This window comes from Soonwooa purpurea (assembly GCF_053891095.1).
On record NZ_JBSSMA010000001.1, the window covers coordinates 385281 to 407521 of the forward strand.

The window sequence follows — 22241 nt, forward strand, 5'->3', positions numbered from 1 at the left end:
TAGAACATGAAGTTAGCAGAAATATCGATCAAAAGACCAACTTTAGTAATTGTACTTTTTACATTACTAACCTTGGGCGGATTGCTGAGTTATTCCATGATGGGATACGAGCTTATTCCAAAATTTGAAACCAATATGGTAACCATTTCTACGGTTTATCCTGGAGCTTCACCAAGTGAGGTGGAAACTTCCGTAACCCGAAAAATTGAAGACGCCGTTGGTTCCCTAGAAAACGTAAAAAAAGTAGAAGCCTCTTCTTATGAAAGTTTATCGGTAATTATGGTTCAGCTGAATCCTGGTGCCGATGTAGATTTCGCGTTGAATGATGCTCAACGTAAAGTAAACGCCATCCTTTCTGAATTGCCAGATGATGCAGATGCGCCTTCACTCAACAAATTCTCGCTAGACGATATGCCAATTATGACATTGAGTATCTCCAGTGAAAAACTAAACTCGAAAGAACTTTACGATCTTTTAGATAAAAAAATTGAGCCTACCTTTTCTCGTGTAAATGGTGTGGCACAAATTGACCTTGTTGGTGGACAAGAAAGAGAAATTCAAGTCAATATTGATGAGAAAAAATTGCAAGGCTACGGACTGTCAATTGGACAAGTTCAGCAGGCTATTTTATCCTCCAATTTGGATTTTCCAACGGGTAATGTTAAAACAAGAACGTCAAAATCTACCATTAGATTAGCGGGTAAATACAAGTCTATTGAAGAAATGAGAAACTTAGTTATCGCGGATAACAATGGTGCTCAGGTTCGTTTGTCAGACATTGCAACTGTATTCGATACAACTCAGGATATAGAAAAATTGGCGCGTTACAACCAACTTTCAACCATATTAATTCAGGTTAAAAAACAATCTGATGCCAATGCGGTAGCGGTTTCGGAGAGTATTCAGAAAACCATGCAGGAAGTGGAAAAAAACTACGCAGCTCAAGGTATTAAACTAAATATTGTAAACGACTCAACAGAGTTTACATTAGCTGCAGCCGATCACGTTATTTTCGACTTGTTCTTGGCAATTATCTTGGTAGCAGTGGTGATGTTGTTATTCTTACACTCTATCCGTAACGCATTTATCGTAATGGTAGCCATTCCGATGTCGTTAATTGCAGCTTTCATTGGTATGAACTTAATGGGTTACACCCTAAACTTGATGTCGTTACTAGGACTTTCGCTCGTGGTAGGTATCTTGGTAGATGACGCGATTGTGGTATTAGAAAACATTTACCGTCATATGGAGATGGGTAAATCTAAAATTAGAGCCGCTTATGATGGTGCTTCAGAAATTGGATTTACAGTAACAGCAATTACATTGGTAATTGTGGTGGTATTCTTACCAATTGCGATGAGTACAGGTTTGGTAGCTAACATCTTGGCGCAATTCTGTGTTACAGTAGTTATTGCCACTTTATTATCCTTATTGGCTTCATTTACCATTATTCCTTGGTTGTCATCAAGATATGGTAAGCTAGAACATTTAACAGGTAAAAATGCTTTCCAAAAATTCATCCTTTGGTTCGAAAAACAATTGGACGTATTCACACACTGGATTTCTGGTATTTTGGAATGGTGTCTTAAAACCACTTTAAGAAGAGTAACTACAGTTATTGTAACATTCTTACTATTATTTTCATCGTTTAGTTTAGTAGGTTTAGGATTTATCGGTGGTGAATTCTTCCCGAAATTGGATAAAGGTGAATTCTTGGTTCAAATGGAATTGCCGAAAGATGCTTCTATTGAAAAAACCAACCAAGTCACTTTGGAAGTTGAAAGATTCTTGAGAGAATATCCAGAAGTGGTAAACATGATTACAACTGTTGGACAACAATCTGGAGGAATGGGTGCCGCTCAATCTACAGCCTATCAATCGGAAGTTCACGTTATATTAACCGACAAGTCTGAAAGATCCGAAAGTACAGATATCTTATCTGCAAAAATTAAAAGAGATCTTGAGGAGAAATTCACAGGAGTAGAATTTAAAACGGCACCAATGGGTATTATGGGTGCGGAAAGAGCGCCAATTGAAATGGTGGTAACCGCTCCAGATGTAGAAACAGCAACTAAAGAAGCGGAAAGAATTTTAGCTTTATTGAAAAAAGTTCCTGGCGCTATTGGTTCCGAACTTTCTACAGATACAGGTAACCCTGAAATCCGTGTGAACATGGATCGTGACAAAATGGCTTCGCTAGGTCTTAACCTTTCTAGTGTTGGGCAAGCGATGCAAACAGCTTTCAATGGTAATACAGATGGTAAATTCCGTGCTGGTGAATACGAATACGATATCAATATTAGATTTGCTGATGAAAGTAGAAAATCTATTGAGGATGTTAGAAATTTAATTTTCATTAATACAAAAGGAGAACAAGTAAGACTTAGTCAATTTGCTGATGTAGAAATGAGTTCTGGACCGAGTTTGTTACAACGTCGTGACAAATCTCCAGCGGTGAAAGTTCAGTCAAAAGTAGTAGGTCGTCCTTCGGGAGATGTTGCTAATGAATGGGCTGCTATGTTCATGGATAATGAGAAAACAAAACCTGCAGGTGTAGATTACATTTGGGGTGGAGATATGGAAAACCAATCCGAAGGTTTCGGTACTTTAGGGATTTCATTATTAGCAGCGATTATCTTGGTATACTTGGTAATGGTTTCTTTATACGACTCGTTTGTATATCCGTTCGTGGTATTATTCTCAATTCCATTGGCGTTAATTGGGGTAATGGTCATCCTTGCCCTAACAGGAAATTCTTTGAATATCTTCACCATGTTGGGTATGATTATGTTGATTGGTCTCGTTGCAAAAAACGCGATTATGATTGTCGATTTTGCTAATATGAGAAAAGCAGCCGGTGCTAACACACACGATGCCTTAATCCAAGCGAACCACGCACGTCTTCGTCCGATTTTGATGACGACTATTGCGATGATCTTCGGTATGATTCCTATTGCATTGGCAAAAGGTGCAGGTGCAGAGATGAACAATGGTCTTGCATGGGTAATCATCGGTGGTTTAACATCGTCGTTATTCCTTACTTTGATTATCGTACCAGTGGTGTATTCATTATTTGATTCTTTATTGAGAAGATTCGGAAAAGAAGAAAAAATCGATTACGAAGCCGAAATGAAAGCCGACTATGAACACAGAGAACTGAGTGATGATGGTTTTACACCAAAACATGTCAATTAAATTTATTAATCAATTATATTTTTAACCTTAGATCCCGCTGGCTTTTGTCAGTGGGATTTTTTATTGAGAAACTGTCGCGAAGTTTTTAATTAAATATGAAACCAAAGATTAAACATAAGCCGTTGTGCATTTTGAAGCAAAAAAAATTCACTGATAATCAGTAGTATTTCATTCTTTTAGTATTACTTATATAAACAAAGTGTCTTTGTTTATCTTTAAAAGGACTTTACTGAACAAAACTTTGTTTTCCATTACGATAATTTAAACACAAAGCAAGACAAGAATTATTCAATACCATAATGAAAATAATTATAAACAAAGGCATTACATATATTCACCAAATACAATGAGTTAAAATGTACAATAGGTTAAACATAATTAAATCTCTAATACCCATCATTTAGATTTCTCATTTCACTTTGTTTCATTCGAAATGGCAATCTTGAGACAAGCTGTTCTAAAGTCTAAAAGCATTAGGTTTTGTCATTCCGACAAAGCTAGTATTATTACTGATAGCGGATATTTGTAATAAGCAATCGAATATTATAAATGAGGCATATATAATGTTAATAATATACAAACACAAAAAAAGCCGATTTCGAAAGAAATCGGCTTCATTTTATTAAAATTAATTTAAATATTAATCTTTAATTACTTTTGTAGTGGATACTGAACCGTCGTTTGATTTAATAGTTACTAAATAAACGCCCTTCTTAAGATCACCTAATTGTAATTCTTCAGCAGCTGCTAAAGTTTTAACTGTTCTTCCTGAAATATCTGAAACAATAATAGAAGATACATTCTTAACATCTGAAAGTTTTAATACATCTTTGAATGGGTTAGGATATACAGATGCTTTCAGTTTGTTAACATCTGATACTGCTAATTCACCATAAGCAATCATATAATCTTCTGCCTGACCATTACCCATTTCGCTACAAGCTGTTGCTAGAGCCGGGTGCATAGTTGTAGAAGCACCTGACATGAAGTTATATTTAACTCTCATTGTTTTGTAACCAGGTGTTACTCCTGCAGGGATTGCAATATTACCATTTAATATAACAGGGTTATTGGTCGTACCTGAAGTTTGTACTTTTGTTGCGATCGTGTTGAAGTAAGATTCTCCAGCATCGTTAAAGTCACCATCGTTATTCCAGTCGATAAATACTGTAGTTGCCCATCCGTTAGCTGCGTTACCATTCGTTACACCTTGTACTTTGATAGGTAAAGTTGTAGCTGAAGTTGGTACAGGGATAACAATATTTCTGAAATCTTCATATGGTGTAACGGATCCTGGTGTAGCAGAAGACGTATTCGTAATACCAGAGAAAGTCATCGAAGAAATCGGGAATACATTCGTTGGTTGATTACTTGTTAATGGTCCACATACACCAACTGTTGCGTTAGTCATAAATGAAATTTCTTGACAACCTGTAGCTTCTCCAACTGGGTTAACAGGCACTACTTTAGCATAATATGTTGTATTAGCCGCCAAAGATACGTTAATAGACGTAGATGAAGCTGAAATAGTCTCGTTGTAAATATTTGATCCACCAGGTGTTGTCCCTACTGTAACTTTATAGCTTGCAGTATTTGTACTTGCGTTCCATTTGATAGTATTAGTTCCTGAAGAAACTGTAGATCCTGCAGTTGGTGAAATAAATGTTGTACAGTTAGGTACAGTAGTCGCTACCTCTTGAACAATTTTTATATCATCTACAAAGAAGTTTCCAGTTCCTGAAGTTCTTTGCACCCAAACTCCTACTGCGTTAACAGCATCTGGTGCTAAAACACCTGAAGGGATTGTTGCTGTTACAGTTGTACATGATGTTAATGCATCTGTCGTTAAAGTAATTGGATCCCCAACATAGTTGATATTCCAAAGACCACTATCTGGATCTTCAACAAAATAAGCCAAACGAGCTGTTCCTACTAGGCCTGCAGCTTTTTTGTATTTAATGCTCAATGTTGCGCCCATACCGTTACTGATCTGTCCTGTAGCATCTAACTGCACCATCCAACCCGTACTTGCTTGTGAAGCCGACAAAGCTAATTGTCCACCAAAACTACCAGCACAAGCCGCTGCACCTGTTACAGTACCACCACCGAATTGGCCATAGTAACCATCTTCTGTATCTTCAAAAGTTCCTGTAAAATTGTATTGAGCATTTGCCCCAATACCTAATGCCAAAAGGCAAGGGAATAGAATTTTCTTCATATTAATAATTTATTTTTCAGTTCAACAAATCTAAATATTTAATTCTATTTAAGCAAATTTTAAAAACAAATAGTTCCATAAACTTAAAACTAATCTTTTTTAAGTACCGATTTCACAATCGTATAAATAAAAAAATATATCAATCTTATCCATTTTAATTGAACTATTTGATAAAAAAAAACACCATACATTTCTGTATGGTGTTATCATTAATATGGATAAAAAGTTATTCTTTAATCACTTTAGTTGATTTAACTTCTCCGTTTGCATATTTAATCGTTACAATATATACGCCTTTGTTAAGTGTTGACAAGTTAAGCTCTGTTGCAGGCTTCATGTCAGCTACTGTTCTTCCTGAAAGATCAGAAACGATAACAGATGTAGCATCTTTAACATCCGAAATTCTTAATACATCTTTAAATGGATTAGGATATACAGATACATTAGACTTGTTGATATCAGACACTGCAGCCGTTGGTTCTTTTATTAAAATTGTATAATCCTCAACTTGCCCGTACTGTGTAGATCCACAAGCTGGTCCTTCTACACTAAAATTCATTCTTACACGCATACGTGTATTACCTAAAACTGCGTTAGTTGGGATAGTGATATTACCTGTAGCTGTCGCTGTACTTGATAATGATGTTTTTTCGTTGTCTGAGAAAACACCGTCATTATTATAATCAATCCACACAGCCGTTTTATCTGAATCAAACTGACTAATTGTTACAGAAATTGGGTAAGCCGCTCCTCTATTAACAGTTCCAAGAACGCCTGCCGTATTAGTAAAATCCTCATAACCAGCCGTTGATGTAGAACTATTATCAATACCTGCAAAAACTACTTTAGAAATCTTTTCATATTGTGTACTTGTTGCACCTGCAGCACAATAAGCTTTAGTAGAGTTAGTAGTGAATGTTACCTCTTGACATCCAACTGCATCTCCAACTGCATTCGAAGGAACTATTTTAGCATAATATGTCTTGTTAACTTCTAATGGTACATACTGGGAAGTTATAGAACCTGCAACAGTTTGGTTGTATGCGTCGTTACCTCCAGGAGTTGTTCCAATAGATATTTTAAAATTAGTAGCTCCAGATACTGCGTTCCATTTCATTTCATAACCTCCTGCATTAACTTCAGCTCCAGCTGTAGGCGCAGTAATTGTGGTACATGTCGGTACGCTAGTTACTACCTCTTGTTTAATATCTATATCGTCAACAAAAATATTACCACTACCCGAAGTTCTCACATAAAACGCTCCAAAGCCAACAATTTGTCCTGGCATAATTGTTCCTGCAGGAATTGTTCTTGTAGCAGTTGTACAAGTTGTTGTCGCCCCAGAAGTCAAAGAAATTGCTGCTCCCACAGGTACAACACTCCATTGATCAGAATCTTCATTATAAACGAAGTAAGCAACATACAAACTCCCAACAGCACCAGCCGCCTTTTTGTAACTGATTTTAAGATCAACTTTTTGACCGTTAGTAATTTGTCCTGTTTCCTCCATCATAACCATCCATCCCGTTTGCGATACTGATTCACTTGTTGCGAGCTGCCCTCCATACGTTCCTGTACAAGCAGCTGCAGTAGTAATAGTTCCTCCACCAAATTGTGCATAGTAACCATCTGCCGCATCTTCAAAAGTCCCGGTAAAATTAAATTGTGCATTTGCTACAAAACCTAATCCTAGCAATGCCGAAAATAAAATTTTCTTCATAATTATTAAATTGTTTAATGAACGCCAAAAATAGACAATAAGTAGCATTTTGCAAATTTTAACAATCAATAAATAAATAAAAAATAATAAAACCCCAATAACAACACTATAAACAGGCATTTTAATAAAAATTATAAAAATATTAAATATTATCAAATTCTTAATACTTTGAAATATATAGTTGATATATCTTAAAAATAGAGCTGTTACAGAAAAAAAATCTATCTCGGGTTTGTCTAGAAAAAACCACTTTTCCCTAAAAAAGACAACAAAACCAATGTCGCGTGAGGGATCGCCGTGGAAATCCTTATGCATGACGCGAGGCGGCGGAGCGTAGCGGAGCCGTCCGAGCGTCATGCATAAGATTGAAACAAAGAGCCCGACCACAAGATTTTCGACTTGGAAATAGCCTTGGAAAATCTTGTGGGCACGCCCAAAAAAATTTAGTTAAAAATATTTAGTTTAGGAAAACTTCGTAGTTGTTAACATCGTGTACTATGCTGAGCAATTCATCGTTGATCTTGATGCGATGTTGCATGGATACCAATTCGATAACGCTGTTATCTTCAGGGTTTTTGACAAAGAAGCTTAGTTTTTGATCACCATAATCGTGTCCCAAAAATGAGTTTTTGAAAAAGTTAATATCCGAAGGGCGCAAACTATCCAGACTAACCACCACCGACATACTTTTTGCAAACTTGTCAAAAGCTTCTTTAAGCTCAATAACATCGTTAACATTGACAAATACACGACCGTCTTTAACTTGCGCAAATTTGATTTTCAGAATGACAAATCGCTGAACTTCCAATTTTTCTTTCAGTTTCATATAATCGCGATCGCCCAACCGAAAAGAGTAAGAGCCTGTATAATCCTCCAAGGTTACAAACGCAACTTTTTCACCACTTTTGAAACCATCCTGCACACGATATTCTGTGATAAGTCCCGCCACAGAATATTCTTTCCCTGTGTCTTTATCACGGTTGCGCCAATCTTTCTTTTCTTCGGCTGGTTTTGCCAACTTTGGGAATACATTGTCTTTAAAATAATCTAATTCGTCGAGATTAAAGAAATTAAAACTGCCTTTTGGCTCTGCTTGTTTTTTAGAAGTTTCTACCAATTCTGAAGTACCGTCTGGATCTTCAACATCGATATCAAAACTAACATCATCTTCTATATCTTCTTCTAAACTTAATAAAGCATCCATTGTATCTTGAGGCACCTCATCGTTCTGACTTTCCAAAACTGCTTTTTTGGACAAAACCCCTTGTATAAACTGAAACTGATATTTGAATTCATCCAAAGGATGCGCCGAAAGGTAGAAACCGATACTTTCTTTTTCTTTATTCAGTTTGTACATGTTTGGCCATTCTGCACAAGGCAAAAGTTTGGGTTTTTCTATTTGGATTTCGTCAGCAAAATCAGCAAACAAAGAGTTTTCGACTTCATTTTTACCTTCATGGAAACTTTGTCCATAGCGGATTAGCCGTTCCACATTGGTTTTGCCAGAATTATCGATGTCAAAATATTGCGCACGATGATAATTATCCAAACCATCGAAAGCACCAGCGATTACCAAACTTTCGACAACACGTTTGTTAACCTGCGAACTTGGTACGCGCTCAAAAAACTCATATATATTTTTGAATTTTCCATTTTGTCGTTCTTCATAAATCGCCTCGCTTGGTCCTTCTCCAATACCTTTTATCGCTCCCAAACCAAATCGAATTTGACCTTTTTCGTTAACTGCAAATTTGTACTGCGATTCGTTAACATCTGGTCCCAAAACATCAACGCCCATACTTTTGCAATCTTCCATGAACATGGTAATCTGATCCGTATTGTTGATGTTATTACTCATCACACTCGCCATATATTCTGCGGGATAATTGGCTTTAAGATAAGCCGTTTGGTAAGCAATAAACGCATAACATGTAGAGTGCGACTTGTTAAAAGCATATTCTGCAAAGGCTTTCCAGTCGTTCCAAATTTTTTCTAAAGGTCCTTCATCGAGATTATTTTTTCTTCCGCCTTCTATGAATTTCGGATACATTTTATTAAGAACATCAATTTGCTTTTTACCCATTGCTTTTCTTAACGTATCGGCCTCCCCTTTTGTAAAGTTTGCCAACTTCTGCGACAGCAACATTACCTGCTCTTGATACACCGTAATACCGTAGGTTTCCTTAAGATATTCTTCGGTTTCTGGTAAATCATAAACGATTTCCTCAATCCCATGTTTACGATTAATAAAGTTCGGGATATACTTGATAGGGCCTGGACGGTAAAGTGCATTCATGGCAATAAGGTCAGCAAAAACCGTTGGTTTCAGCTCACGCATATATTTTTGCATTCCGGGACTTTCGTATTGGAAAATTCCAACCGTTCTTCCTTCTTTAAATAATTGATAGGTTTTGGCATCATCCAAGGGAATAAGATCGGGATCAATATCAATATCGTGTCGTTGTTTTACCAACTTCAAAGCATCTTTAATAATCGTAAGCGTTCTTAATCCTAGGAAGTCCATCTTCAAAAGACCAGCACTTTCCGCCACCGAGTTATCAAATTGTGACACCAAAATATCAGCGTCTTTTGCAGCAATAGTTACAGGAACAAGATTGCTAACATCTTCTGGCGTAATAATAACCCCACAAGCATGAATCCCTGTATTTCTTACGCAACCTTCCATTTTTTTTGCACTAGCCAAAACCTGGTGACGATGATCATTGGGATCATCTAGCACCATTTTCATTTCATCCACCAAAAGCTGTTCTTCTGGTTTTAGTTTATCATACTTTGCTAAAGCTTTAGCGATGTTCATTCCTGGTGTAGAAGGAATCAATTTGGCGATATTGTTGGTATCGGGAATTGGAAGGTCCAAAACCCTTCCAGCGTCTTTAATCGCCGACTTACCCCCAAGAATTGAATACGTAATGATCTGTGCAACCTGCGTTTTACCATATTTTTCAACCACCCATTTGATAATTTTGTCACGGCCTTCATCATCAAAGTCGATATCAATATCTGGCATCGATACACGCTCTGGATTAAGAAAACGCTCAAATAGCAAATCATATTTAATGGGATCAACATTGGTAATTCCGATGCAATATGCCACCGCCGAACCTGCTGCCGACCCACGTCCTGGACCAACCCAAACGCCCATATTTCTAGCTTCGTTACAGAAATCCTGTACAATCAAAAAGTAACCCGGATAACCTGTATTCGCGATAACATCGAGCTCAAAATCAAGACGTTCTTTGATCTCATCGGTAATGCCCGTTTCTACATATCTTTTCTTAGCTCCTTCATAAGTCAAATGGGTCAAATATGCCATTTCGCCACGCTTTCCGCCATCAACATCATCTTCTGGATGGACAAACTGTTCTGGAATATCGAACTTCGGAAGCAAAACATCACGTTTCAAACGATAAGGTTTAAACTTTCCTACAAATTCTTCATAAGCATCAAAAGCATCGGGATAATCCTGAAAAGCACGTTTGAGCTCATCTCCCGTTTTTATATAATATTCTTGCGTGTTAAGACCTTTACGTTTCCCAAAACCCTTCCCAACAGGCGTTGACAATTTTTCACCATCTTTTATACATACCAAAATATCTTGGATATTGGCATCTTCTTTATGGGTATAAAAAGTTTCGTTTTGTGCTAAAATTTTAACTTCATATTTCTCAGCAAATTGCAAAAGTACGTCGTTGAGGTGTTCTTCTTCTGGCAAATTATGATTCTGAATCTGAACATAAAAATCATCCCCAAACTCCTCTTTCCACCATTTGAAACGCTCCTCTCCTTTTTGCTCCCCTATGTTAAGAATCGCATCTGGAATATCACCATAAATACTTGATGTTAAAGCAATCAATCCTTCTTTGTATTGGGAAATAACTTCTCGACTAATTCTCGGAACACCAAAATAAAATCCCTTAACAAAACCGATACTAGACAGTTTTGCTAAATTTTTATAGCCTTCAAAATCCTTGGCAAGAAGCACCATTTGTGTTCTTTTATCTGGATCATCTTTGGTAAATTGTTTTTGCTCGTACCGATCTGATATAAAAAACTCGCAACCGATAATCGGAATCAATGGTTCTTTGTTAGGCTCTTCTTCCTTAAAATCTTCTGATTTTTCTTCCGCTTCTTGTTTCTTTTCGAGGTAAGTTTTATAAGCTTTTTCGCGATCGCTATTAACAGCTTCCACAGCAGAAACAAATTTGAAAGCGCCCATCATATTCCCAATATCCACCATCCCAACTGCAGGATAATTTTCTGTGGTTGCGATTTTAATCAAATCACCAATACTAGACGACGCTTGCAATGTGGAATAAACACTGTGACTATTAAAGTTGAAATATTTACCAAGATCAATCTCGTCAATACTTCCAAAATCTTGCTTTTTCTTTTTGTTATTAAACCCAGCTACCTGCCGACGAATAACAATATCAAAAGGCTGGATCGGCTCTGGATGTAATTTTTGATAAAGCTTAAGTTGATCTTCCGAAATCTTTAATAGATCTGCTGGGATAAGACCAATTCTCATCATCTCAAAAAAGACCTGTGCCGTCGCATTAACATCGGCTGCGGCATTGTGCGCTTCATCGAAATCGGTTCCATAGAGTTTTTCGTAAAGCTCACCCAATTTCGGCGATTTGTATCTTCCATTTCTACCGCCACCTAATTTACAAAAGTCGGTCCCCAAATGCATGGTATCCGCTTTTGGTTTTTCTTGCAAATTATCGGTAATTTCTTTTCGGAAAAATTCTGCGCCAACAATATTGTAATCGAATTCTACATTATGCCCAGACACAACTTTAGAACGACTCAAAACTTCAGAAAACTCTAACAAAACCTCCCGAAGATCACGACCTTCTTCCTGCGCCATTTTCGTGGAAATACCATGAATTCTTGTTGCATTAAACGGAATATCATAAGCCTCAGGCTTTATGATATAATCCTGATTTTCTACAAGATTACCTTCTTCATCGTGTAATTGCCAAGCAATCTGAACCATGCGCGGCCAGTTGTCCGAGTCTGATAAAGGAGCGTTAAAATTCTTTGGTAAACCAGTTGTTTCGGTATCGAAAACTAAATACATTGAGGCGTCTTTTTATTCTAATGAGATGTAAAGTTAAGATATAATTTGTCAGAAAAAAAGTGACAGAAATTTGATTTTATAAAAAAAACACAAAAGTGTTAATCTCGGTTAAATATCACTGAAGTTTTAGTTTTAAATTTAATTTTAAGAAAAAATAACGTGAGGATAATTTTACTATTATTTCTATTTGTATTCGTTCAATTGGCAATGGCTCAAAACATTTCGGGAAGGCTTTTCTACAATCAAGTTCCGGTAAATTCGGCTTTAATAATTAATTTAAAAACGGATCAAAAAGTTTTGTCAAACGACAAAGGTGAATTTTTAATTCCTGCAAAATCTGATGACAAAATCAGGATTACGAAAAAAGGTTTTGAGATTATAGAATTCCGAATTACTGAAAATACAGTCGACCAAGATTATTATTTAAAACCTTTGCCCACCGAAATTGAAGAGGTAAAAGTCGTCTATACCCCAACTGGCAATCTCAAAAAAGACAGCGAATATTATGGTGCAAATCTTAGAGAACGACGTGTTAATACTGGTTTGCGCAAATATTTCAAAAAACCTTCCGACTTATCGGTTTTACAACCAAAACCTGGCGAATTTATCCAACCTGTTGGTTCTGGATTTAGCTTTGGAAAAATTGATGATAAGTGGGCGCTTAGCGATTTTGTCATGTGGTTACATGCAGAACTATCTGACGAATACTTTGCTGAATTTGAGATTGCTCCCAATGATATCGATCGTTTTATATATTTTTCTTTAAGCAGTTTTAATCAAAAAGAAAAACAGAATATTTTGAAATACGGCTATTGCAGTAATTTTAATATTGGCCAACTAAAACTTCTTTTTGAAAAAACGATTTTAAATTTCAAAAAAAATGATTCCAAATAAACCTAGAATCAGCTTCCTGTTATATGTCAGCTTCAAACTAAATGGCAATATCCAAAGAGTCTTGTCTTTTCTTTTCGGCTTTTTCAATAAGAACTTGTGCCGCAACTTGATCGCGATTCTCTTGTTCTTTTAAGATTTTTTGTAGCTCAGGTTCAATAATTTTGGTCATATCATTCACCGAAATATCATTAGCTTTTGGATCTTCCATAAGATTGTACCACGGTTTTCTGCCGCCCCATTTGTAATCTCCATAGACATAAACTGGTGTTCCGTTCGCGCGCACCGTTGCCCCACCTGGGTTAAGAATCCATGTATCCGCAAAAGTGTACATCCATTTGGCATCTTTTTCCAAAAGGCGCAGGCAAGAATGTGACGCTGGATAACCTGGCATTTCATATTGATGCCAGCCAATTCCTCTGAAATTGCTGATATTAAAATTCCATCTCAGTTTCCATTCGTCGCTAACCGTTGAGATGGAAACTTCTTTTTTCCAATTCGCAAAATGTAAACCGCGATCCGTTTGCGTTGACTTTTTCCCCATAGAGGTTGGTCCCCATTTAATCAAATTTCCATATTCATAAACCCCAAAAGCCTGAATAGGATATGAGAAAAATACAAATTTCTTAACATCTTTCAACACAGGCAAATTGCCAGGAAATGGCGAATAACGGAGAAAATCTTTCTCAACTACGCTTGGCACGACCAAAGTGTCTGCACGATAAAGATTTTTTTTATCCAAACGATTGATTGCCAAAATCGTGTAAAGTTCTTCTGCGGAATATTTCTTTTTGAAGTCTTTGGCTAAAGAATCATTTTTTTTGTAAGGCAAAGCTGTGTAATGAAAATCTTTGTTAGGGATAATTTTCTTCTCGATTTCTTTTTTAAGCTCAACCTGTTTGCCTTTAATAACAGTGTCAATCTTCACAACATGTATGTTGGGATTGGTTTGCAAAGTTGCGGAAGGCCTAGAGATATTGTCAGCCAAAGCCTCTTCTTTTTTACATTGAATAAAGACGAAAACTGAAGAAAGAAGCCAAAACACTGGTTTAAAATAGGTTTTCATACGCGTTTTTTAACAATTCTTTAACATTCAAAAACCAGACCAAGTTCAGTTGGACAAGCCGCTATTAAGAATTTGTAATATGCTTAATAATCTTCTTCGCGTGAATTCTGGAATTCTCTATAAACCACAAATGCGTGTTGCGTCCACCACAAACCACGCCTGCAAGATACAAAGATTTAACATTGGTCTCCATTGTGTTATCATCATGTACGGGAATATCGACATCACCTTCCAAAATAATTCCGGCGTTTTTTAAAAATTGAAAATCTGGTAAATAACCTGTCAACGCGAGTACAAAATCGTTTTCAATATCTTGTTCTCCATTTTCGTTTTTAAATTTAACAGCAGATTCAGTAATTTCTGTCAACTCAGAATTGAAATAAGCTTTAATACTTCCTTCTGCTATTCGGTTTTCAATATCTGGTTTCACCCAATATTTCACGCGATTCCCTATTTCGGCCCCTCGAATAATCATTGACACCTCGCCTCCTTTTCGATAAATTTCCAAAGCAGCATCCACTGCCGAATTGCTGGCGCCGACAACCACAACTTTTTGTTGCGCATAGGGATAAGGTTCGGTGTAATAATGATGGACTTTTTGTAAATCTTCGCCTTTCACGTGTAACAAATTCGGGATATCATAAAAACCCGTTGCAATGATGACATTTTTCGCTAAATATCCGGTTTTGGACGTTGTCACCTGAAAGTTGTTTTTATCTTTTTGAATCATTAAAACTTCTTCGTAAAGTTTAATATTCAGTTTTCTTTGACGTGTAATGCCTTGATAATATTCTAAAGCATCTTGTCTGCCAGGTTTTGGCGAGCTTGTAATAAATGGAATTTCGTCGATCTCCAATCGTTCAGCAGTTGAGAAAAACCGCATATACAAAGGATAATTGTACAAACTATTGGCAATGCTTCCTTTTTCTAAAATGAGATATGACAAGCCTTTTTTTTCGGCTTCTATCGCACATGCAATTCCAATTGGACCACCGCCTACAATGATAATATCAAGCATTTTTGTTTTAATTTAATTTAAATTTCAAAAACTTAAAAATTATCATCCGCATCTTCCCACTCTAGCTTTGTTATGCCTAAACGTTGTGTGAGATTTCTGTTTTCCTCTTGTAAATGTCTTAGTTTTTTTAACATTTCATGAATGATCTCAATGCCTTGCAAATTGACATCGAGGTCGTAATGCCAATTGATAAAACGCTCGAAATCCGACAATTCATCATGAACGATATAACGAATGCTGTTATCAATCTGGGGATGCAACAATTCTGAATCGATGAGATCATCTACAAAACTGTAATCAACTTTATAAATTCTAATAATTTCTTCTATGGATATTCTGTCAGACATGCTTAGCTATTTTTAAGTTGTTCTACTAATTCTTTTTGTTTTTCGTTGAGTTCTTTTGGGAAATCAATGCGGTAAGTCACGAACAAATCGCCATAATGACCTTCTTTTTTATAAACTGGAAAACCTTTGCCTTTGAGGCGTACATTGGTTCCGGGTTGTGTTACAGATTTCACTTTCAGTTTGACTTGCCCGTCCAAAGTCGGCACCATGACATCGCCACCCAACAAAGCTGTGTAAAGATCAATGTTAACATCAATTTTTAAATCGTCGCCATTTCTTTTGAAAACGGAATCTTCAGCGATATTAAAAGTAATATACAAATCACCATGTGGACCGCCGTTAACACCAGGATTTCCATGGCCTTTCAGTTTTATCTGTTGACCATCGTAAATCCCCGCAGGAATGGTAATTCTAACTTTTTTACCATTGATTTCAAAAGTCTGTTGATGTGTGGTTGCTGCATCACGTAAACTTAAATTAAGTTCTGCGGCAATATCTTGGCCTTTGAATTTTCCAGACGCGCTACCTCGGCTACTACGTCCAAAACCGCCACCAGAAGCACCAAACATGGATTGGAAAAAATCCGAAAAATTGTCGTTCTCACCAAAGTTAGCCCCTTGAAAACTGCCACCGTCATAATTTTGAGAATATTGACGCTGTTGTTGCTTTTGCGCTTTTTCATATTCTTCGCCGTGTTTCCAATTTTCGCCGTATTTATCATATTTTGCACGGTTTTCTGGATTTGAAAGAACTTCGTTAGCTTCGTTAAGATCTTTGAATTTTTTTTCCGCTTCTTTGTTGTTAGGATTAAGATCGGGATGTAGCTTTCGCGCTAGCTTGCGGTAAGCTTTTTTGATGTCATCTTGGCTGGCATTTTTGTCAACACCAAGTATTTTGTAGTAATCTATAAATGCCATATTTCTAGGTTATTTTATTAATCATCGACCACAACAGACTTGCAATAACTGTTCCTTATAAGGCTTTTCTCATCATTAATTTTAAAAAGAAAAGTTATATCATTTTTTTTAATTTCTTTATAAATTAATTAGCATAGTTCAATAATCAAAAACATAATTAACTTTACTTATATAAAAAAATTAAAGAATGTCTTTTACCCAATCGACTTTTTGGCAAAGCTATTCCAATATCATTCTTTTGTTAATAGGGATTAGTTTCGGTAGTATTGTAGGAATCTTTTTTCCCAACATGGTTAATTATCTGAAACCAGTTGGTGATATTTTCCTGAATTTACTTTTTGTAACTGTCATACCCTTGGTATTTTTTGCAATTGTAACGTCTGTATCTTCTATCGAACAAGGTAACAAACTTGGCAAAATTCTTTTTGCAATGATGTTTACTTTTCTGGCTTTTGTATTGATTGCGGCTTTATTTAGTATTGTCGCTGTTTATCTTTTTCCTACCGTACGTCCTACTGGGAACATGGCAACTGTTGTTGTGGAAAATATTACCGATACAGAATCTTGGGGCGATCGCATTGTACGTTTCTTTAGTGTTGGTGAATTTTATATGTTGCTTTCTCGACAAAATATGTTAGCACTTTTGATTTTTTCTTTTTTAGTAGGAATTTCGATTCGACAATCCAATCCAGAAAAGGTGAAAACCTTTAAAAGCTTTATCGAAGGTGGCAACGAGATTATGAAAAATCTTCTTCTATTAATAATGAAAGCTGCACCCATTGGTCTAGGTGCTTATATTGCTTATCAAGTAGGCACTTTGGGACCACAACTGGTTGGTTTTTACGCCAAACCTTTGGCTGTATATTATGGTGCTGGGTTGGTATATTTTTTTGTGTTTTTTAGTCTTTATGCTTTTATTGGTCATGGTCCAAAAGGCGTCACCTTATTTTGGAGAAATAATATTTTACCGAGTTTTACAGCGATAAGTACTTGTAGTAGTCTTGCAACAATGCCTGTCAATCTGGATGCTGCAAGGAAAATAGGTATTCCTGCATCTGTAGCCAATGTTGTCATCCCCATCGGAACGACCATTCATAAAAACGGTTCTTCCATATCTTCAATTATAAAAATATATGTCGCTTTTCTTTTGTTGGGTTGGGAGTTTTTCACGTTCAACAACCTGATTATTGCATTAGGAATAACTGTTTTTGTTAGCGTGGTGGCTGGTGGAATCCCAAATGGCGGTTACATTGGAGAAATGTTGATGATTTCAGCCTATCAACTTCCGCAAGAAGCCATCCCAGCAGTAATGATTATTGGGACATTGGTTGACCCTTTAGCAACTGTTCTCAATGCTACAGGAGATACGGTAGCCGCGATGGTGACCGCAAGGCTTATCGGTGAAAAATACGATCCGCCCAACGAAGTTTAAAATTCAATTTTATTTTTTATAATTTTAATTAAAACGATTTTACATCAAGACAATTAAGATCAAAAGTCAAGGGATTTTCATTTCAAAAATTAAGTTATCGAGATTGTCGTCATCATGTCTTAATTGGTTCAAGACAAAATCATTATTCGTCAACAATTTTATTGAGGCCTCATTATATGTACTTGTAAAGGCTTCTATTAAATTAAGTTTTAATTCCTCCCGACCATATTTAATAATGGCATTAAGCGCTTCTGTCATATAGCCTTTTCCTTGATGTATAGGTTGAAGATCATAACCAATTTCTGCTGTTTTGCGATCTTCAGAAAAATTCCAAAAACAAATTGACCCCAACAAGTCGCCTTCTTCTTCGAAACGCAGCGCCCAAGTTATTGATAAATCATTTTCAAACTGGTGGCTTATCATTTTAATAAAATCTTCGGCTTGTTCAATACTTGTATAAGGATCTCGTTTGATGTATTTTGTAACTTCGGGACTAGAGCGAAGAAAAAACACTACTTCCGCATCCGTAGGTTTGTAAGCGTTCATGACTAGGCGTTTGGTTTTCAACTTTGGAAAAACATTCATTGGTTTCATAATTTTAATCAAAAATAGGAATTTGTTTAAAATAAAAACTTGTTTTGCAAGCTCGCATTTAATTCTTAAATTGAAAACTTAAATGTATAAAAGAATAGTGTATGAAAATCAACATGAAAACGAGTTTTGCAGCTTTGCTATTGTCCTCACAAATAGTTTTTGCACAACAACATGTCTCAGAAGAAAAACTAGATCCCATTGTCCAAAGTATCGTCAACGAAGTTAATAATAACTCGCAGCTAGAGCAACTTGCTTTTGAGCTTTTGGATGTTATCGGTCCACGTCTTGTAGGCTCTCCTGCGATGGAGCAAGCCAACAATTGGTCGGTTGATAAATTTAGATCTTGGGGTATTGAAGCCAAAAATCAACAATTCGGAGAATGGGCTTCTTGGCAGCGTGGCATCACTCAAGTTGAAATGACCTATCCTAGAATAAAAAGTTTAGAAGCCATGCAGTTGGCGTGGTCACCATCTACTAAGAAACCTGTAGAAGCTGAAGTTGTGGTTTTACCAAGAGTGAATAACGCACAAGAATTCAGTAATTGGTTGAAAAACGTTAAAGGAAAAATAGTGTTAATTTCCCAATATCAAAGATCTGGACGCCCAGATCATCAAATTAAAGAATTTGCTACTCCAGAATTGTACGAGCAGTTCAAGGCGCAACGAGCAAAAGATACGGAAGATTTTAAAAATTTAATCAAAAACACAGGTTACGACAACAACAGCTTACCTGAAGCTTTAGAAAAAGCAGGTGCCGCTGGCATCGTTATTTCTAATTGGACAGGAATCATGGGAGCCAACCGTATATTTGGTGCCAAGACCAAGACTATCCCAACTATAGACATTGCAGTAGAAGATTATGGTATGCTTTATCGGATGGCATCCAATGATAAAAAACCAAAAATAAAAATCAATACTGAATCTAAAAACTTAGGCAAAGCAAAATCGTTTAATACCATTGCTACTATACTTGGTAAAGAAAAGCCTAACGAATATATTATTCTGTCTGCACACCTTGACTCTTGGGACGGCGCACAAGGCGCTACAGATAACGGAACAGGCACCATTACTATGATGGAAGCTGCACGTATTTTAAAAAAATATTATCCCAATAACAAGAGAACAATTATAGTAGGACTTTGGGGAAGCGAAGAACAGGGACTTAACGGCTCTCGAGCTTTCGTAAAAGATAATCCCGAAATTATCAACAATACGCAAGTGGCTTTTAACCAAGACAATGGGACTGGTCGCGTGGTCAACATCCAAGGTCAAGGTTTTGTTGATGCCTATGACTATCTCGGAAGATGGATGGCGGCTTTACCAAAAAAAGTTAGCAAGCACATAGAAACAACTTTCCCTGGTACACCAGGTGGTGGCGGGTCCGACCATGCTTCTTTTGTTGCGGCAGGAATTCCAGGCATTTCTCTAAGTTCACTCAACTGGGGATATTCGGGTTACACTTGGCATACCAATAGAGATACTTATGATAAAATAATGTTTGATGAAGTTAAAAACAATGTCATTGCGGCAGCTGTTTTAGCCTATATGGCTTCTGAAGATCCTGAACAAACCAGCAAACAGAAAAGAGTACTTCCAGCTGGACAAAGTTGGCCAGAAATAAAAGAACCTAAAAGAACTGGAACAAATTAAAAAACGTTCGCAAGCCAAAAGCTTGCGAACTATATAAAGTTACTAGATTCTAATTCTTCTTTGGATTAAGTTTTAATTATAACCAATTTTTAGTCTAACATTTTACGAGATCTAATTAATAATTATACAGATTTCTTTAGATATCTTTGAGATACGACACAACCATTAGGAATTCCTTTGGGTGCTCCTGCATGTTGTGAATTGCTTTCATTTTTCAGTATCTTTGGGATACAACACAACATTCTTATCACGAGTTCGAATATAAGTGTTGTTGTGAATTGCTTTCATTTTTCAGTATCTTTGGGATACGACACAACGACATGTGCATTGCATCAAGAATCATCAAGGTTGTGAATTGCTTTCATTTTTCAGTATCTTTGGGATACGACACAACCATCATTAATAAAGGTTCTTCGAGGTCGTCGTTGTGAATTGCTTTCATTTTTCAGTATCTTTGGGATACAACACAACCAATTATATTTTCTGAGTCAAGCTTTTTATGTTGTGAATTGCTTTCATTTTTCAGTATCTTTGGGATACAACACAACGATAATTAATCAAGAAGCTAAGCAATGGCTGTTGTGAATTGCTTTCATTTTTCAGTATCTTTGGGATACAACACAACGGGTACGGTATTGGCGGTCGTTTGGTTAATGTTGTGAATTGCTTTCATTTTTCAGTATCTTTGGGATACAACACAACGAGTATTGGGAATGTACCCACCATTACAAAGTTGTGAATTGCTTTCATTTTTCAGTATCTTTGGGATACAACACAACGCCAACAGAAAAGAAGTGCCCCGCAGCGTAGTTGTGAATTGCTTTCATTTTTCAGTATCTTTGGGATACAACACAACTTTAAAAGCAATGGAGCAATTCCATAGTAGGTTGTGAATTGCTTTCATTTTTCAGTATCTTTGGGATACAACACAACTTTTTCCGGCAAGTTTACCAATGATTATGGGTTGTGAATTGCTTTCATTTTTCAGTATCTTTGGGATACAACACAACTCCTGTGTTTTAAAATCCGCCGCTTTTATCGTTGTGAATTGCTTTCATTTTTCAGTATCTTTGGGATACAACACAACTAGCCAAATAAAAGGTAAAAACTTAAAATAGTTGTGAATTGCTTTCATTTTTCAGTATCTTTGGGATACAACACAACTAAAAATGGCAAAACGTCAATTTACCCACAGTTGTGAATTGCTTTCATTTTTCAGTATCTTTGGGATACAACACAACTGATCTGTACATCTGGCTTGGCTACGATGAGTTGTGAATTGCTTTCATTTTTCAGTATCTTTGGGATACAACACAACCAAATATAAATTAATCAACTACATTCTTTCGTTGTGAATTGCTTTCATTTTTCAGTATCTTTGGGATACAACACAACTATGTGTATTTACATACATCTGATGGGGCTGTTGTGAATTGCTTTCATTTTTCAGTATCTTTGGGATACAACACAACCAATTTATAGAAGCCCCAAATCAAGGCGTGGTTGTGAATTGCTTTCATTTTTCAGTATCTTTGGGATACAACACAACAGCCGTGGATGGATGGAAGACGCATTTCGCGTTGTGAATTGCTTTCATTTTTCAGTATCTTTGGGATACAACACAACTGTAACCACGTCCCCTATTTTTAAATCCTTGTTGTGAATTGCTTTCATTTTTCAGTATCTTTGGGATACAACACAACAAGAACTCGCCACACTCGATTCCCGATACCGTTGTGAATTGCTTTCATTTTTCAGTATCTTTGGGATACAACACAACATTCTGCTGTTAATATGTTCGGAAGTTACGGTTGTGAATTGCTTTCATTTTTCAGTATCTTTGGGATACAACACAACTCTTTGGAATTGATAAACAACCACGTCGTCGTTGTGAATTGCTTTCATTTTTCAGTATCTTTGGGATACAACACAACGAGAAAGTATATCTATTAACAATGAGCACTGTTGTGAATTGCTTTCATTTTTCAGTATCTTTGGGATACAACACAACCTCCTATTGATATGCCAAAATACATTCAGAGTTGTGAATTGCTTTCATTTTTCAGTATCTTTGGGATACAACACAACCT

12 protein-coding genes and 1 CRISPR repeat array are annotated in these 22241 nt (G+C 36.5%); of the genes, 4 read left to right on the forward strand and 8 right to left on the reverse strand.

Going from position 1 to position 22241, the window contains the following annotated elements; translation table 11 throughout:
• Positions 1-6: 6 nt before the first annotated feature.
• A complete protein-coding gene (locus tag ACVFVN_RS01690; RefSeq protein ID WP_456233904.1) occupies positions 7-3195 on the forward strand; it encodes an efflux RND transporter permease subunit in 3189 nt (1062 codons plus the stop codon).
• Positions 3196-3835: 640 nt separating this feature from the next.
• On the opposite strand, the gene ACVFVN_RS01695 is transcribed toward ACVFVN_RS01690, so the two are convergent.
• From ACVFVN_RS01695 to dnaE, 3 genes are all read right to left on the reverse strand, one after another.
• Positions 3836-5413 carry a T9SS type A sorting domain-containing protein gene (locus tag ACVFVN_RS01695; protein ID WP_456233905.1) on the reverse strand — a complete coding sequence of 526 codons (1578 nt, stop codon included), beginning with the start codon at positions 5411-5413 and terminating at the stop codon, positions 3836-3838.
• Between the two features lie 226 nt (positions 5414-5639).
• A complete protein-coding gene (locus tag ACVFVN_RS01700) occupies positions 5640-7133 on the reverse strand; it encodes a GEVED domain-containing protein (RefSeq protein ID WP_456233906.1) in 1494 nt (497 codons plus the stop codon).
• Between the two features lie 457 nt (positions 7134-7590).
• Positions 7591-12237, reverse strand: a complete 4647-nt coding sequence (gene dnaE / locus ACVFVN_RS01705) for a DNA polymerase III subunit alpha (protein ID WP_456233907.1) — start codon at positions 12235-12237, stop codon at positions 7591-7593.
• 207 nt (positions 12238-12444) lie between these two features.
• Here dnaE and ACVFVN_RS01710 point away from each other — a divergent pair, with 207 nt between their 5' ends.
• Positions 12445-13131, forward strand: a complete 687-nt coding sequence (locus ACVFVN_RS01710) for a hypothetical protein (RefSeq protein WP_456233908.1) — start codon at positions 12445-12447, stop codon at positions 13129-13131.
• Positions 13132-13168: 37 nt separating this feature from the next.
• Here ACVFVN_RS01710 and ACVFVN_RS01715 read toward each other — a convergent pair whose 3' ends face one another.
• The 4 genes from ACVFVN_RS01715 to ACVFVN_RS01730 form a co-directional block, all read right to left on the reverse strand.
• The gene (locus ACVFVN_RS01715) at positions 13169-14194 is read right to left on the reverse strand and encodes a L,D-transpeptidase (protein ID WP_456233909.1); all 1026 of its coding nucleotides are present in this window, start codon (positions 14192-14194) and stop codon (positions 13169-13171) included.
• A gap of 64 nt (positions 14195-14258) precedes the next feature.
• Positions 14259-15212 carry a YpdA family putative bacillithiol disulfide reductase gene (locus ACVFVN_RS01720; protein ID WP_456233910.1) on the reverse strand — a complete coding sequence of 318 codons (954 nt, stop codon included), beginning with the start codon at positions 15210-15212 and terminating at the stop codon, positions 14259-14261.
• 32 nt (positions 15213-15244) lie between these two features.
• Entirely contained in the window at positions 15245-15559 is a 315-nt protein-coding gene (locus tag ACVFVN_RS01725) for a chaperone modulator CbpM (protein WP_165133273.1), read from the reverse strand.
• A 2-nt stretch (positions 15560-15561) separates the two neighbouring features.
• Positions 15562-16476 carry a DnaJ C-terminal domain-containing protein gene (locus ACVFVN_RS01730; RefSeq protein WP_456233911.1) on the reverse strand — a complete coding sequence of 305 codons (915 nt, stop codon included), beginning with the start codon at positions 16474-16476 and terminating at the stop codon, positions 15562-15564.
• Positions 16477-16663: 187 nt separating this feature from the next.
• On the opposite strand from ACVFVN_RS01730, the gene ACVFVN_RS01735 reads away from it, so the two are divergent.
• Positions 16664-17908, forward strand: a complete 1245-nt coding sequence (locus tag ACVFVN_RS01735; RefSeq protein WP_456233912.1) for a dicarboxylate/amino acid:cation symporter — start codon at positions 16664-16666, stop codon at positions 17906-17908.
• Positions 17909-17974: 66 nt separating this feature from the next.
• Here ACVFVN_RS01735 and ACVFVN_RS01740 read toward each other — a convergent pair whose 3' ends face one another.
• Positions 17975-18502 (reverse strand): GNAT family N-acetyltransferase, encoded by a 528-nt coding sequence (locus ACVFVN_RS01740; RefSeq protein WP_456233913.1) that lies wholly within the window; start codon positions 18500-18502, stop codon positions 17975-17977.
• A gap of 101 nt (positions 18503-18603) precedes the next feature.
• Here ACVFVN_RS01740 and ACVFVN_RS01745 point away from each other — a divergent pair, with 101 nt between their 5' ends.
• On the forward strand, positions 18604-20151 hold the full coding sequence (locus ACVFVN_RS01745) for a M20/M25/M40 family metallo-hydrolase (protein WP_456233914.1): 1548 nt from the start codon (positions 18604-18606) through the stop codon (positions 20149-20151).
• A 193-nt stretch (positions 20152-20344) separates the two neighbouring features.
• Positions 20345-22239: direct repeats of the CRISPR family, unit length 47 nt; unit sequence GTTGTGAATTGCTTTCATTTTTCAGTATCTTTGGGATACAACACAAC.
• Positions 22240-22241: the final 2 nt, after the last annotated feature.

Excerpts from the sequence above, each read along its gene's own strand:
- ACVFVN_RS01690 (WP_456233904.1), top strand. The coding sequence starts at position 7 with ATGAAGTTAGCAGAAATATCGATCAAAAGACCAACTTTAGTAATTGTA.
- ACVFVN_RS01695 (WP_456233905.1), bottom strand. The coding sequence starts at position 5,413 with ATGAAGAAAATTCTATTCCCTTGCCTTTTGGCATTAGGTATTGGGGCA.
- ACVFVN_RS01700 (WP_456233906.1), bottom strand. The coding sequence starts at position 7,133 with ATGAAGAAAATTTTATTTTCGGCATTGCTAGGATTAGGTTTTGTAGCA.
- dnaE (WP_456233907.1), bottom strand. The coding sequence starts at position 12,237 with ATGTATTTAGTTTTCGATACCGAAACAACTGGTTTACCAAAGAATTTT.
- ACVFVN_RS01710 (WP_456233908.1), top strand. The coding sequence starts at position 12,445 with ATGGCTCAAAACATTTCGGGAAGGCTTTTCTACAATCAAGTTCCGGTA.
- ACVFVN_RS01715 (WP_456233909.1), bottom strand. The coding sequence starts at position 14,194 with ATGAAAACCTATTTTAAACCAGTGTTTTGGCTTCTTTCTTCAGTTTTC.
- ACVFVN_RS01720 (WP_456233910.1), bottom strand. The coding sequence starts at position 15,212 with ATGCTTGATATTATCATTGTAGGCGGTGGTCCAATTGGAATTGCATGT.
- ACVFVN_RS01725 (WP_165133273.1), bottom strand. The coding sequence starts at position 15,559 with ATGTCTGACAGAATATCCATAGAAGAAATTATTAGAATTTATAAAGTT.
- ACVFVN_RS01730 (WP_456233911.1), bottom strand. The coding sequence starts at position 16,476 with ATGGCATTTATAGATTACTACAAAATACTTGGTGTTGACAAAAATGCC.
- ACVFVN_RS01735 (WP_456233912.1), top strand. The coding sequence starts at position 16,664 with ATGTCTTTTACCCAATCGACTTTTTGGCAAAGCTATTCCAATATCATT.
- ACVFVN_RS01740 (WP_456233913.1), bottom strand. The coding sequence starts at position 18,502 with ATGAAACCAATGAATGTTTTTCCAAAGTTGAAAACCAAACGCCTAGTC.
- ACVFVN_RS01745 (WP_456233914.1), top strand. The coding sequence starts at position 18,604 with ATGAAAATCAACATGAAAACGAGTTTTGCAGCTTTGCTATTGTCCTCA.